The 13,363-nt window shown below is 44.3% G+C and carries 12 protein-coding genes; 11 read left to right on the plus strand and 1 reads right to left on the minus strand.

The window, feature by feature from the left end; genetic code table 11:
* Positions 1–40: 40 nt before the first annotated feature.
* The 5 genes from msbA to ACRRSW_RS09705 are packed head-to-tail and all read left to right on the plus strand — an operon-like array spanning position 41 to position 4,217.
* The gene (gene msbA, locus ACRRSW_RS09685) at positions 41–1,789 is read left to right on the plus strand and encodes a lipid A export permease/ATP-binding protein MsbA (protein ID WP_432459216.1); all 1,749 of its coding nucleotides are present in this window, start codon (positions 41–43) and stop codon (positions 1,787–1,789) included.
* Positions 1,789–2,775 carry a tetraacyldisaccharide 4'-kinase gene (lpxK, locus tag ACRRSW_RS09690; RefSeq protein WP_432453411.1) on the plus strand — a complete coding sequence of 329 codons (987 nt, stop codon included), beginning with the start codon at positions 1,789–1,791 and terminating at the stop codon, positions 2,773–2,775. Before msbA ends, lpxK begins: the two co-directional genes overlap by 1 nt.
* Positions 2,759–2,947: a Trm112 family protein gene (locus ACRRSW_RS09695; RefSeq protein WP_432453410.1), complete on the plus strand. Its 189-nt coding sequence runs from the start codon at positions 2,759–2,761 to the stop codon at positions 2,945–2,947. The genes lpxK and ACRRSW_RS09695 overlap by 17 nt, the downstream gene beginning before the upstream one ends.
* Positions 2,944–3,708 carry a 3-deoxy-manno-octulosonate cytidylyltransferase gene (gene kdsB, locus ACRRSW_RS09700; RefSeq protein ID WP_432459217.1) on the plus strand — a complete coding sequence of 255 codons (765 nt, stop codon included), beginning with the start codon at positions 2,944–2,946 and terminating at the stop codon, positions 3,706–3,708. The genes ACRRSW_RS09695 and kdsB overlap by 4 nt, the downstream gene beginning before the upstream one ends.
* 32 nt (positions 3,709–3,740) lie before the next feature.
* Positions 3,741–4,217, plus strand: coding sequence for a DUF2947 family protein (locus ACRRSW_RS09705; protein ID WP_432459218.1), 477 nt, complete (start codon positions 3,741–3,743; stop codon positions 4,215–4,217).
* An 84-nt stretch (positions 4,218–4,301) separates the two neighbouring features.
* Here ACRRSW_RS09705 and gltA read toward each other — a convergent pair whose 3' ends face one another.
* Positions 4,302–5,573: a citrate synthase gene (gltA, locus tag ACRRSW_RS09710; protein ID WP_432453407.1), complete on the minus strand. Its 1,272-nt coding sequence runs from the start codon at positions 5,571–5,573 to the stop codon at positions 4,302–4,304.
* Between the two features lie 402 nt (positions 5,574–5,975).
* Between gltA and sdhC the strand changes: the two genes are divergently transcribed.
* From sdhC to odhB, 6 genes are all read left to right on the plus strand, one after another.
* Positions 5,976–6,353 carry a succinate dehydrogenase cytochrome b556 subunit gene (sdhC, locus tag ACRRSW_RS09715; RefSeq protein WP_432453406.1) on the plus strand — a complete coding sequence of 126 codons (378 nt, stop codon included), beginning with the start codon at positions 5,976–5,978 and terminating at the stop codon, positions 6,351–6,353.
* On the plus strand, positions 6,347–6,688 hold the full coding sequence (sdhD, locus tag ACRRSW_RS09720) for a succinate dehydrogenase, hydrophobic membrane anchor protein (RefSeq protein WP_432453405.1): 342 nt from the start codon (positions 6,347–6,349) through the stop codon (positions 6,686–6,688). The genes sdhC and sdhD overlap by 7 nt, the downstream gene beginning before the upstream one ends.
* A 5-nt stretch (positions 6,689–6,693) precedes the next feature.
* Positions 6,694–8,463 (plus strand): succinate dehydrogenase flavoprotein subunit, encoded by a 1,770-nt coding sequence (gene sdhA / locus ACRRSW_RS09725; RefSeq protein ID WP_432453404.1) that lies wholly within the window; start codon positions 6,694–6,696, stop codon positions 8,461–8,463.
* A 9-nt stretch (positions 8,464–8,472) separates the two neighbouring features.
* The gene (locus tag ACRRSW_RS09730) at positions 8,473–9,186 is read left to right on the plus strand and encodes a succinate dehydrogenase iron-sulfur subunit (RefSeq protein ID WP_432453403.1); all 714 of its coding nucleotides are present in this window, start codon (positions 8,473–8,475) and stop codon (positions 9,184–9,186) included.
* 121 nt (positions 9,187–9,307) lie between these two features.
* A complete protein-coding gene (gene sucA / locus ACRRSW_RS09735) occupies positions 9,308–12,109 on the plus strand; it encodes a 2-oxoglutarate dehydrogenase E1 component (protein WP_432453402.1) in 2,802 nt (933 codons plus the stop codon).
* Positions 12,110–12,131: 22 nt separating this feature from the next.
* The gene (gene odhB, locus ACRRSW_RS09740) at positions 12,132–13,322 is read left to right on the plus strand and encodes a 2-oxoglutarate dehydrogenase complex dihydrolipoyllysine-residue succinyltransferase (RefSeq protein ID WP_432453401.1); all 1,191 of its coding nucleotides are present in this window, start codon (positions 12,132–12,134) and stop codon (positions 13,320–13,322) included.
* The last annotated feature ends 41 nt before the right edge of the window (positions 13,323–13,363 follow it).

Here is a 13,363-nt window from a genome sequence, read left to right on the forward strand (position 1 = left end):
TAAACTAAGGCAATTTTTCCGATGGAATAACTCTGTTCTTATGATTCCAGATACAGCTACTGATACAAAAGCTAACTTTATCCGTTTATTAGGCTATGTGAAAGACCGCAAAATTGGCTTGATTGTTGCCGTTATTGGCATGATTGGTTACGGCGCGGTAGATACTATGTTTGTTTATTCAATTAAACCGTTAATCGATGAGGGATTGTCTGGCAGTAACCCTGCAGTATTAACCTATATGCCGATTTTTGTTCTCGGTATTGTGTTATTGCGGGGAATATGTGGTTTTGCTAGCGGTTACGGTATGTCTTGGGTGGGTGGCCATTTGGTGATGAAAATCCAGCGACAGATTTTTAATCATCTGATGCTCATGCCAGTGTCATTTTTTGATAAAAACCCAACGGGGAGCTTACTCTCAAAAATTACTTATGATTCGAACCAAGTGAGTACTGCTGCCACCGCTAGTTTGGTGAATCTAGTTCGAGAAGGCGCTACCATTATCGGTTTGCTGTGCTTAATGTTTTATAACAGCTGGCAGTTATCCCTGATCTTTTTCTTGATTGGTCCACCAGTTGGTTTTGCAATTAATCTCGTTAGTCGTCGTTTTCGTAAAATTAGCACTCATTTACAACACGCTGTCGGTAATGTGACCACCACTACCGAACAAATGTTGAATGGCCATCGTGAAATTTTGTCTTTTGGTGGCCAGAACAAAGAAGCACAGCGCTTTGATCATGCCAGTAATATGATCCGTCGCCAGCAAATGAAAATGGCAACGGTCAGCGCCATTGCCAACCCTGCTATTCAATTTATTGCCTCGATTGGTTTATCCGTTGTGCTATATGTGGCGTCATTTCCTGAGTTAGTTGACAAATTAACGCCGGGTACGTTTACGATTATTGTCACCTCGATGATGATGTTGTTAAAGCCGTTAAGGGTGGTGACTCAGTTGAACAATGATGTGCAACGTGCGATGGCGGCTTGTACTAGTCTGTTTACGGTCATGGATATGAATACTGAATCCGATACAGGCAGCTACAAAACCAAACGGGCGCAAGGCGACATTTGTTTAAAGCAAGTGAACTTTAAGTACCCGACTAAAAACGAATTAGTACTCAAAGGGATCGATTTAACGATTCAAGCGGGCCAAACCGTTGCTTTGGTCGGGCGTTCGGGCAGTGGTAAAAGCACCATTGCCAGTTTGTTACCCAAGTTTTATGAAGTTACGGCTGGTGAAATCACTTTAGATGGACGTTTATTGCAAGACTATGAGTTGAAGAATTTACGTGACCAGTTTTCTCAAGTGTCTCAAATGGTTCACTTATTTAGTGGTACTATCGCCGAAAATATTGGTTACGCCAAAGATGATGCTACTCGAGAAGAAATAGAGCGGGTGGCCGAGATGGCTAACGTAAGCGCCTTTGTTGATCAATTTGAAGAAGGTTACGATACCATCATTGGCGAAAAAGGGGTGATGTTATCTGGTGGACAACGACAGCGCATTGCCATTGCTCGTGCCTTGTTAAAAGATGCCCCGGTGCTGATCCTCGATGAGGCCACCTCAGCTTTAGATACTGAATCAGAACGTAAAATCCAACAAGCCATCGATCGCGTATGCTCTGACAGGACTGCGATTGTGATTGCGCATCGCCTTTCCACCATTGAGAATGCCGACATCATTGTGGTGATTGATGAGGGATGTATTGTAGAACAAGGTAGTCACTCCGAGCTTATGGCTTTAAAAGGGACCTATTATCAGTTACATCAAATTCAATTTGGCCAAAAATAGTGAAGTTTTGGTACCAAAGCGCTAAGCAGCACTGGTTTAAAATTGTCCCATTGCTGCTATTCAGTTATCTATTTCGCTTCATTGCGAGGCTGCGTCGTTTGGCTTATCAGCAAGGATGGCTGGGTCAATATGTTTGTCCCGTACCGGTGGTGGTCGTGGGGAATATTAGCGTTGGAGGGAATGGCAAAACACCGGTTGTACTGGCCTTAGTGGAAGCTGCAAAAAAGCATGGCTTCAAACCTGGTGTGGTGAGCCGAGGGTATGGGGCCAAGGCTCCACATTATCCTTTTCAAGTCGATGCCTCAAGCGACAGCGAACATTGTGGTGATGAGCCTTTACTGATTTATTTGCGTAGTCGATGTCCGGTGATGGTGGACCCAAACCGAAGTCGTGCTTGCCATGCTATTTTGCAAGCTGGCGTTGACCTTATTATTTGTGATGATGGCATGCAACATTATGCCTTAGCGCGAGATATTGAAATTGCCGTAATTGATGCGCAACGTGGTTTGGGGAATGGCTTGTGTTTACCGGCTGGTCCGTTACGAGAACCAGCTTCGCGTTTAGCTCGCACCGATATTGTGATTAGCAATGGGGAGCCAGCATTCTCGGCGGAGAGTTACATTTTAAGCTTGCAGGCTTCTGCAATTCGAAAAGTAATGGATGATTCGGTGGTGCAAAACTTATCTACGGTAGATCTTGCGCTCGCGGGGATTGGTAATCCCCAACGCTTTTTTTCATCGCTTATCCCTTTAGGGATTCATGCAATAGAGCATATGGCTTTAGATGACCATCGACCCTTAACTTTGCAACAACAACGTGAACTGTTTAATAAAACACTGATTATGACGGAAAAAGATGCGATAAAATATCGCCATACGGCAGGTACTGATTGGTATTATTTGCCTGTAGATAGTGTGCTGCCAGCTGCATTTTATCAGCACTTTTTCTCTTTATTACAGGAAAAAACCAATGTCAGTCGAACATAATTTACTTGAAATAGTCGCTTGCCCTTTGTGTAAAGGTAAGCTTCATTATGATAAACCAAACAACGAATTAGTCTGTAAGTTTGATCGCCTAGCTTATCCCATAAAAGACGCTATTCCGGTGTTATTAACCAGTGAAGCCCGTGAGATGTCTTTAAATGAGTTACCGCAATGAAGTTTGTCGTGGTGATTCCGGCGCGTTATCAGTCAACTCGACTACCAGCTAAACCTTTGCAAGATATTGCTGGTAAAACCATGATCGAGCGAGTTTATCAGCAAGCTTTATTGTCAGGTGCCGAACGAGTCGTGATTGCCACTGATGACCAACGAATTGTTGATGTCGCAAAGTCCTTTCAAGCCGAAGTCGTACTCACGGCCCAGAGCCATGAGTCGGGCACTGAACGTTTAGCCGAAGTATGTCAGCGTTTAGCGTTTGCTGCCGATACTATCGTGGTTAATGTTCAGGGGGATGAGCCAATGATCCCACCGAAGGTGATTGCTCAGGTAGCTGGCTTATTAGAAGACGCACCAGCAGTAAAAATGGCTAGCCTTTCAGTGCCTATTCTTGAAGACACTGACATTCATGATCCAAACGTGGTCAAGGTGGTGTGTGACAAGGATAATCACGCTCTCTATTTTAGCCGCGCCCCGATCCCTTTTGAACGGGATGGTCAGTGGCAAGCTGATCTTTATTCAAGGCATATTGGAATTTATGCTTATCGGGCTCATTTCGTGGATGAATATATACAGCTGTCGCCTTCTCCTCTGGAAAAAATGGAAAAGTTAGAACAGTTGCGAGTATTGTGGCATGGCTACAAGATAAAAATGGCAAGGGCTTTAGAAACTCCGGCACACGGGGTTGATACTCCGGAAGATCTTGAAAAAGTCAGAGCCTTATTTAAGCTAAAGTGCTCTTCAATTAAGTCTTTAGACTGATTGAGTGATTTCATTTATTAATTAGAATTATTATGAATTATATTTCTTTAACTGAACATAAAAAATCGTGGATCTTTAGTCGAGCCGATATGCCGATTAGCGAGCAAGATGCTATTGCGATAAAACCAATGACTGAAACTAGGGCGAGTATGCTGTGGAAAGAGTTAGTCAGTAAGCAAGTTGATCATCCTGATTTTTTTCGTAAGGGAGATTGGGCTTTCAGTATCGAAACTTGGCAAGGACAAGGGAACTGGGAGAATGTTTGGGACAGTGAACAAGCGAGTCTTCCTGAGGCATTAGTCACGCATTTACAATGGCAAGACAACACTGTGGTTTATTACTGTAACGATCAACGTCATATTATTGAAACGACATGGAGTACATTTCAACGTTGTTGGAAAAACTTCTTATTTATGGATGATGGCGCTCTGTTGATAGGAAAAAAGCGTAACGAGGTGGTTCAGTTCTTGGCGAACGGTAGTTTTCAGTGGGGAAGTAAGGCCAGCTAAACATATTTGGTTTTTGATTCGAATAAAAAATCCGAGAACTGAGTCTCGGATTTTTGTGTATATTGATTAGACTAAAATAACAACTTACTTAAACGGTCGTTGAGGCTCACCGGTATAAAGCTGGCGAGGTCGACCAATCCGTTGAGTATCTTCTTCCATCATTTCTTTCCAATGGGCGATCCAACCCACGGTACGAGAAAGTGCGAAAATCACGGTAAACATACTCACAGGAATACCAATCGCTTTCAGTACGATGCCTGAGTAAAAGTCGACGTTGGGGAACAACTTCTTCTCTTTAAAGTAAGGGTCGGATAGTGCAATACGTTCCAACTCCATCGCCACATCTAATAGAGGGTCATCAATGTTTAATTCATTGAGAACTTCATGGCAGCTTTCGCGCATTACGGTGGCTCGAGGATCGTAGTTTTTGTAGACGCGATGACCGAAGCCCATCAGGCGGAATGGATCATTTTTGTCTTTCGCGCGTTTAAGAAACTCTGGGATGCGATCAACCGAACCGATTTCTTCTAGCATATTGAGGCAGGCTTCGTTAGCACCGCCATGAGCAGGACCCCATAAACAGGCAATACCTGCTGCGATGCAAGCAAATGGATTGGCCCCAGAAGAACCTGCCAAACGGACCGTTGAAGTCGAGGCATTTTGTTCATGATCGGCATGCAGCGTAAATATCCGATCCATCGCACGTTCTACCACTGGACTCACTTTATATTCTTCAGTTGGTACCGAGAACATCATATTGAGAAAGTTTGCAGCGTAGCTCAAATCGTTACGAGGATAGACAAAAGGTTGGCCTGCTGAATATTTGTAGCTCATTGCCGCGAGGGTTGGCATTTTAGAGATCAAACGGTAGGCCGCAATTTCACGGTGACGCACATTCGTGATATCCATGGAATCATGATAAAACGCAGATAGCGCACCAACAACACCGACCATGATTGCCATGGGATGAGAGTCACGACGAAATCCTTGGAAAAAGTGGATTAATTGTTCATGCACCATGGTATGGCGGGTAACAGTTGTCTTAAATCTTTCGTATTGCTCAACGTTTGGTCGTTCACCGAACAATAAAATGTAACAAACTTCAAGGTAATCGGCATGTTTTGCTAATTCTTCTATCGAGTAACCCCGATGTAACAAAATGCCTTTTTCACCGTCGATATAGGTGATTTTTGACTCGCATGAAGCAGTCGCTAAAAAGCCTGGATCGAAAGTAAAATAACCTTTCGAACCTAGAGTTCGAACATCTATTACGTCGTGTCCTGCGGTACCTGACATGATGGGCATTTCGTATGCATCTTGTCCTGGCAGCTTGAGGGTGGCTTTCTTATCAGCCATAGCATGTCTCCCTTGCTTATTCTAATTGTATTAATTTTTTTGGATACAAAGCGAGGTACATTCTGACCTAGAATGACTTCAATTGTCAATTGGCTGTTGTTATGATTTGTGGTTGTTTGTGTCGGATGTGTTAATATTTAGCTTTAATTTGGCTGTTTAGTTGCATTGAAATAGCTAAATGAAGGAAATGTTAATTGTATTTGTGTTATGTGGGCGTTATAATTCTTGCGAAGTATGGCGCTGGCACGAGCATTTTTTGCACAATGGAAATGTATTTTTTAGACTTTAGTCTAGTTTTAGAGCTTAAGTTCACAAAATTAACATTATCGCAACTCAATGCCCTATACTGAGCCTAACTTTATCATCATAATAAAACTCTAGGAACTGAGTGGGCAGAGAACCGTGAAAACAAAACAAAGACCAGTAAACCTCGACCTACAAACCATCCAACTTCCCATCACTGCCATTGCATCTATTTTGCATCGTGTTTCCGGTGTGATTACCTTTTTCGCCTTAGCTATTTTGTTAGGCCTGCTTGCCGAATCCCTTCAATCGGCAGAAGGTTTTGCGAATGTTTTGTCCATCATTGACAATTTCTTTGTGAAATTGATTCTATGGGCGAGCCTAAGTGCGTTGATGTATCACATTGTTGGTGGAATACGTCATTTCATTATGGATATGGGCTATTGGGAAGAGCTAGATACAGCATCTTCTAGCGCTAAAGTCTCATTCATCATCACCGCTGTATTGGCGTTGTTAATGGGAGTAATTGTATGGTAACTAATGCTGCAACATTTGGCCGGAGCGGAGTACATGATTTTATACTCATTCGCGCAACCGCCATCATCTTAACTTTATATACCCTCTATATGCTTGGTTTCATTGCGTGTACCGACGTGACTTACCAATCATGGAGTGGTTTTTTTGCTTGGCTCCCAACTAAGGTATTCACTTTGCTAGCACTCATTTCCATGCTGATACATGCTTGGATTGGTTTATGGCAAGTTTTGACCGATTACGTGAAATTTACAGCATTACGAATGGGTCTGCAGTTTTCTTTAACAGTACTAGCGCTTATTTATGTTGCTAGTGGCTTGTTCATTATTTGGGGGTAGGTCGAGTGGCCATTTCTATCAGAGAATTCGACGCCGTAGTGGTCGGCGCAGGCGGCGCGGGTATGCGCGCAGCTTTACAAATTTCTAAAGAGGGCAAGTCTTGCGCTCTTATTTCTAAGGTATTTCCGACACGTTCTCATACTGTATCAGCTCAGGGTGGAATTACTGTTGCTTTAGGCAATTCGCATAAAGATAACTGGCAATGGCATATGTACGACACCGTAAAGGGCTCTGATTATATTGGTGACCAAGATGCGATCGAATATATGTGTAATGTCGGACCGGAAGTGGTCATTGAACTAGAGAAGATGGGCTTACCGTTTTCTCGTTTTGATGATGGCTCCATTTATCAACGTCCTTTTGGTGGTCAGTCGAAAGAGTTTGGTGGTGAGCAAGCTGCACGGACAGCCGCTGCCGCAGACCGAACTGGTCATGCTTTATTACACACGCTTTACCAACAGAATGTAAAAAATAAGACGACGATTTTTTCCGAATGGTACGCATTGGATTTAGTGAAGAATGCTGATGGCGATGTGGTGGGTTGTACAGCCATGGATATCGAAAGTGGTGAAGTTGTTTATTTCAAAGCGAAGGCAACCGTATTAGCGACTGGTGGGGCTGGACGAATTTTTGCCTCAACGACCAATGCACATATTAATACCGGTGATGGTGTGGGCATGGCGCTACGAGCAGGCGTACCAATTCAAGATATGGAAATGTGGCAATTCCATCCCACTGGCATTGCTGGCGCGGGGGTTCTGGTTACAGAAGGTTGCCGTGGTGAAGGCGGTTACCTGCTCAATAAAGACGGCGAACGTTTTATGGAGCGTTACGCGCCTAACGCGAAAGACTTGGCTGGTCGAGATGTGGTAGCTCGCTCAATGATGACCGAAATCCGTGAAGGCCGTGGCTGTGATGGCCCCTGGGGTCCACATCTTAAGTTGAAGTTGGATCATTTGGGTGAGCAAGTCTTAGAAAGTCGTTTGCCAGGGATCTGTGAATTGTCTCGTACATTTGCACACGTAGATCCTGTGAAGGAACCCATTCCAGTGATCCCAACCTGTCATTATCAGATGGGGGGCATTCCTTGTAATGTGAATGGTCAAGCGATTAGGCAAAATGACAAAGGTGAAGATCAAATCGTAAATGGTTTATTTGCGGTTGGCGAAATCGCCTGTGTGTCGGTTCACGGTGCAAACCGCCTCGGAGGTAACTCTTTACTCGACTTAGTGGTATTTGGCCGCGCTGCGGGTAAATTCTTGGGTGAATACCTGAGCCGCGATATCGATATGGCTGATGCTTCAGAAGCAGATCTGGAAGCGGCAATGCAGCGTTATAATCGCTGGGAAAATTCGAGCCATGATGGTGAAGACCCAGTGCAAATTCGTAAAGACTTACAGCAATGCATGCAACTTAATTTTTCGGTGTTCCGTGAAGGCGAGTCAATGGCCGAAGGTTTAAAAGAGCTGCAAGAGATCCGTAAACGTTTGGAAAACGCTCGCCTCGATGATAAATCGGTAGACTTCAATACCCAGCGGGTTGAGTGCTTAGAGTTAGATAATTTGATGGCAACCGCTATTGCGACTGCTCATGCGGCTAATTTCCGTACCGAGAGTCGTGGTGCTCATAGCCGGTTCGATTACCCCGAGCGTGATGACGCACAATGGTTATGCCACTCTATATTTGAACCGAGCACTGAAACTATGGGACGTAGAGAGGTGAATATGTCACCCAATCTACGTGAAGCTTTTGAACCTAAAATTCGCACTTATTAGGAGGCGGCAATGAACGTTAACTTTTCTTTGTACCGCTATAATCCAGAAACAGATACAAAACCCCATATGAAGTCATATCATCTTGAGGTCCCTGAAGGCTCTGATATGATGGTGCTGGATGCATTAATTCAGCTGAAAGAACAAGATCCTAGCATTGCATTTCGACGTTCTTGTCGAGAAGGCGTGTGTGGTTCAGATGGGCTTAACATGAACGGCAAAAATGGTTTAGCCTGCATCACGCCTTTGTCAGATCTATTAGGTAAAGGTGATATTGTGATACGCCCGTTACCTGGCTTGCCTGTTGTTCGTGACTTAGTTGTCGATATGGGACAGTTTTATGATAATTATGCCCGTATTAAACCCTATTTAATCAGCGAACAGAAAATGCCTCCGGCTCGCGAAAATTTGCAGAGCCCTGAAGAACGTGAAAAATTGGATGGTATGTATGAGTGTATTCTCTGTGCTTGCTGTTCTACGGCTTGTCCTTCATTTTGGTGGAACCCTGATAAGTTTGTTGGTCCAGCGGGTTTGCTTGCCGCTTATCGTTGGCTGGCAGACAGTCGAGATACGGCGACTGATGAACGTTTATCAGAATTAGATGATGCTTTTAGCGTTTTTCGTTGCCATGGCATTATGAATTGTGTAAGTGTTTGTCCTAAGGGATTAAACCCTACAAAAGCGATTGGTCACATTAAGTCGATGCTGATCAAACGGGCTGTTTAGTAATACAGTTAATTTTTAATTAACTGGTTCTAAATAGCCATTTTACCTCGGTAGAATGGCTATTTTTTTATCAAACCCTACAAAGTCTAATATGACGCAAAAAGAAAGGGATAGCGTTTAAATGCAAAATGGCGTAATGAAAGCCTGGCTAGATTCCTCGCATTTAGCTGGTGCTAATTCGACCTATGTCGAAGATCTTTATGAGGCATTTTTAGAAGACCCTTCATCTGTATCTGAACAATGGCAGGCAGTATTTTCAGAGCTCCCTGCAGTCAACGGTGCAGTCGAAGACACCCCCCACGCTCCAATCCGTGATTATTTCCGCCGTTTAGCTAAAGATAATTCACGCTTTAGCTCACCGGTTGAAGACCCTCAGCATAGTGCCAAGCAAGTTAAAGTACTGCAATTGATTAACGCCTATCGTTTTCGTGGCCATCAGCATGCTCAACTTGATCCACTCGGTTTATGGCAGCAAGAGCGTGTAGCCGATTTATCTCCAGAGTTTCATGCCCTAGATAGCGCTGATTTTGAAGAAACCTTCAATGTTGGTTCTTATGCTATTGGTAAAGAAACGATGGCATTAAAAGACCTGCACAAATCTTTACTCAAAACCTATTGTGGTTCGATTGGTGCGGAATACATGCACATTACCGACACTGAAGAAAAACGATGGATCCAAAGTCGTTTAGAATCTGTTGAAGGTCAGGGTGAATTCACTCAAGAGGATCGGTTGCGCTTATTAAAAAGCTTAACTGCCGCTGAAGGTTTAGAGAAATATCTTGGTGCGAAATTTCCCGGAGCTAAACGATTTTCTCTTGAAGGTGGCGATAGCCTATTAGTGATGCTCAAGGAAATCGTTCGTTCTGCTGGGATCCAAGGTACTAAAGAAGTGGTTGTGGGCATGGCTCACCGAGGGCGCTTGAACGTTCTAGTTAATGTTCTAGGCAAAAACCCTTCAGAATTGTTTGATGAATTCGCCGGTAAGCATGATGAAAGTTGGGGCACCGGGGATGTTAAATATCACCAAGGTTTTAGCTCCGATTTTGAAACCCCCGGTGGTAAAGTTCATATGTCTTTGGCATTTAACCCTTCGCATCTGGAAATTGTTAATCCGGTGGTGATGGGATCAGTTCGAGCTCGACAGGATCGTCGGGAAGGCGAGAACTGCTTACCAATTACCATTCATGGTGACTCGGCTATTGCTGGGCAAGGTGTGGTGCAAGAAACCTTTAATATGTCGCAAGCGCGTGGCTTTAAGGTGGGAGGGACAGTGCGTATTGTGGTAAACAACCAAGTTGGTTTTACCACCTCGAATCCTCGAGATACGCGTTCTACCCAATATTGTACCGATATTGCAAAAATGGTTCAGGCGCCTATTTTCCATGTTAATGGTGACGACCCTGAGGCCGTTGCCTTTGTTAGCCGTATGGCTTTGGACTACCGTAATACTTTTAAACGTGATGTGGTGATTGATTTAGTTTGTTACCGTCGTCATGGTCACAATGAAGCGGATGAACCGAACGCAACTCAACCTTTAATGTATCAACAAATCAAAAAACATCCGACGCCGCGTAAAGTTTATGCTGATTTGTTAATACAGCGTGGACAGCTTGAAAGCACCGATGCGACAGCGCTAGTCAATGGATACCGTGACCAATTGGATAACGGCGATTGCGTGGTTGAAGAATGGCGTCCGATGACACAGCACAGTGTGGATTGGCGGCCATATCTTGGGCATGAATGGGATATGGCTTACGATTCTAGTTTACCCATCGAGGATATTTATAGCTTGGGTGAGCGATTAACCACTGTACCAGAAACGCACAAGTTGCATCCGCGGGTTAAGAAAATTAATGATGACCGGATCTTAATGAGCCGTGGTGAGAAGGCGGTTGATTGGGGCTTTGCTGAAAACTTGGCATATGCCAGTTTATTAGACGCTAAGCAGAATATTCGATTTACTGGACAAGATTCTGGTCGTGGTACTTTCTTCCATCGCCATGCGGTGTTGCATAGCCAAAATGACGCTTCTACCTATATCCCACTCAAGCACCTATCTGAGCAGCAAGGGCACCTGGCCTTATTTGACTCGGTATTATCGGAAGAGGCTGTGCTCGCATTTGAGTATGGTTATACCACTGCAGAGCCCTCAACCTTAGTTATTTGGGAAGCTCAATTTGGTGATTTTGCCAATGGTGCACAAGTGGTGATCGATCAGTTCTTGTCTTCTGGTGAGCAAAAATGGGGTCGGATGTGTGGTTTAGTGATGTTATTACCTCATGGTTATGAGGGGCAGGGTCCTGAACACTCATCTGCGCGTTTAGAACGTTACTTACAGTTGTGTGCTGAACATAACATGCAGGTGTGTGTGCCTTCTACTCCCGCTCAGGTTTATCATATGTTGCGTCGTCAGCAAATCAGACCGATGCGTCGACCTTTAGTCGTGATGTCTCCTAAATCGTTACTGCGTCACCCTCTGGCGGTGTCTTCTCTGGATGAGCTCGCCAATGGTCAGTTCTGCAACGCGATTGATGAGGTGGATGAACTGGATCCGAGCCAGGTTCGTCAAATTGTCATGTGTTCAGGTAAAGTTTACTATGATTTGCTCGAGCAGCGTCGTAAAAATGAACAGACAGATGTTGCGTTAATACGGATTGAGCAATTGTACCCATTCCCAGAGCAAGATGTGAAACAGATTTTTGAGCAATATCAGCATGTTGAACGTTTTGTTTGGTGTCAAGAAGAACCGCTTAATCAAGGTGCTTGGTATAGCAGCCAGCATAATTTCAAATCGGTTATCCCAGCAGGTGCAAATTTACGTTACGCTGGACGACCAGCCTCGGCGTCGCCAGCAGTGGGTTACATGTCCCTTCACTTGAAACAACAACGCGCCCTAGTTACTGATGCGTTGACCGTTGAATAATTAAGAATTAAAGGAAGCCTTAATGAGCATTGAAATAAAAGTGCCAGACCTACCCGAATCAGTAGCTGACGCAACCATCGCAGTTTGGCATAAGCAACCCGGTGATGCCGTCGCGCGTGATGAAGTGATTGTGGATATCGAGACCGACAAAGTTGTACTTGAAGTTCCAGCAATGGAAGACGGTGTACTTGAAGAAATTATCGAAGCCGAAGGGGCCACGGTATTAGGTCAACAATTAATTGGTAAAATGAAAGCGGGCGCGGTCGCAGGTGAAGAAGCGAAACCTGCAGAAACGGTCGTAGAGAATAAACAAAGTAACGAAGAGCTTTCTCCTTCAGTTCGCCGTTTGGTGGCAGAAAAAGGCCTCGATGCCTCTGCAATTAAAGGAACGGGCCCGAGTGGGAGAATTACTAAAGAAGATGTTGAAGCGCATGTCGCTAAGCCAGCAGCTGCATCAGCCCCTCAAGCTGTCAAAGCTCAAGCTCCGGCTGTCGCTCAACCACCATTATCATCGCGCAGCCAAAAACGCGTGCCAATGACACGTTTACGTAAACGTGTGGCAGAACGTTTATTAGAAGCTAAAAACACCACTGCGATGTTAACGACGTTTAATGAAGTGAACATGAAACCGATCATGAAGTTGCGCAAGCAATATCAAGAGGTGTTTGAGAAACGTCATGATATTCGACTTGGATTTATGTCGTTTTATGTGAAAGCCGTGGTTGAGGCTCTAAAACGTTTTCCAGAAGTCAATGCATCAATCGATGGGGACGAGATTGTCTATCATAATTATTTTGATGTGAGCATTGCCGTTTCAACGCCACGTGGTTTGGTTACTCCAGTCCTTCGTGACTGTGACTTGCTGAGTGTTGCAGATATCGAAAAAGGGATCCGTGAACTAGCGATTAAAGGCCGTGACGGTAAGTTAACCGTTGATGAGCTGATGGGTGGAAATTTCACAATTACCAATGGCGGGGTGTTTGGTTCATTGATGTCTACACCAATTATTAACCCACCTCAAAGCGCTATTTTAGGGATGCATAAAATTCAAGATCGGCCAATGGCGGTGAATGGGCAAGTGGAAATTTTGCCAATGATGTACCTCGCATTGTCTTATGATCATCGTTTGGTGGATGGAAAAGAGTCGGTTGGGTTTTTAGTCACCATTAAAGAGTTACTCGAAGACCCAACTCGCCTGTTGCTAGACGTTTAACACAAGTTTGTTTTGGGCCTGATCTTCAGGCCCTATTTCGG

This window comes from Agarivorans sp. QJM3NY_25, from assembly GCF_050870875.2.
In the GTDB taxonomy this organism is placed as follows: Bacteria; Pseudomonadota; Gammaproteobacteria; order Enterobacterales; family Celerinatantimonadaceae; genus Agarivorans.

Excerpts from the sequence above, each read along its gene's own strand:
- msbA (WP_432459216.1), top strand. The coding sequence starts at position 41 with ATGATTCCAGATACAGCTACTGATACAAAAGCTAACTTTATCCGTTTA.
- ACRRSW_RS09695 (WP_432453410.1), top strand. The coding sequence starts at position 2,759 with ATGTCAGTCGAACATAATTTACTTGAAATAGTCGCTTGCCCTTTGTGT.
- kdsB (WP_432459217.1), top strand. The coding sequence starts at position 2,944 with ATGAAGTTTGTCGTGGTGATTCCGGCGCGTTATCAGTCAACTCGACTA.
- ACRRSW_RS09705 (WP_432459218.1), top strand. The coding sequence starts at position 3,741 with ATGAATTATATTTCTTTAACTGAACATAAAAAATCGTGGATCTTTAGT.
- gltA (WP_432453407.1), bottom strand. The coding sequence starts at position 5,573 with ATGGCTGATAAGAAAGCCACCCTCAAGCTGCCAGGACAAGATGCATAC.
- sdhD (WP_432453405.1), top strand. The coding sequence starts at position 6,347 with ATGGTAACTAATGCTGCAACATTTGGCCGGAGCGGAGTACATGATTTT.
- ACRRSW_RS09730 (WP_432453403.1), top strand. The coding sequence starts at position 8,473 with ATGAACGTTAACTTTTCTTTGTACCGCTATAATCCAGAAACAGATACA.
- sucA (WP_432453402.1), top strand. The coding sequence starts at position 9,308 with ATGCAAAATGGCGTAATGAAAGCCTGGCTAGATTCCTCGCATTTAGCT.
- odhB (WP_432453401.1), top strand. The coding sequence starts at position 12,132 with ATGAGCATTGAAATAAAAGTGCCAGACCTACCCGAATCAGTAGCTGAC.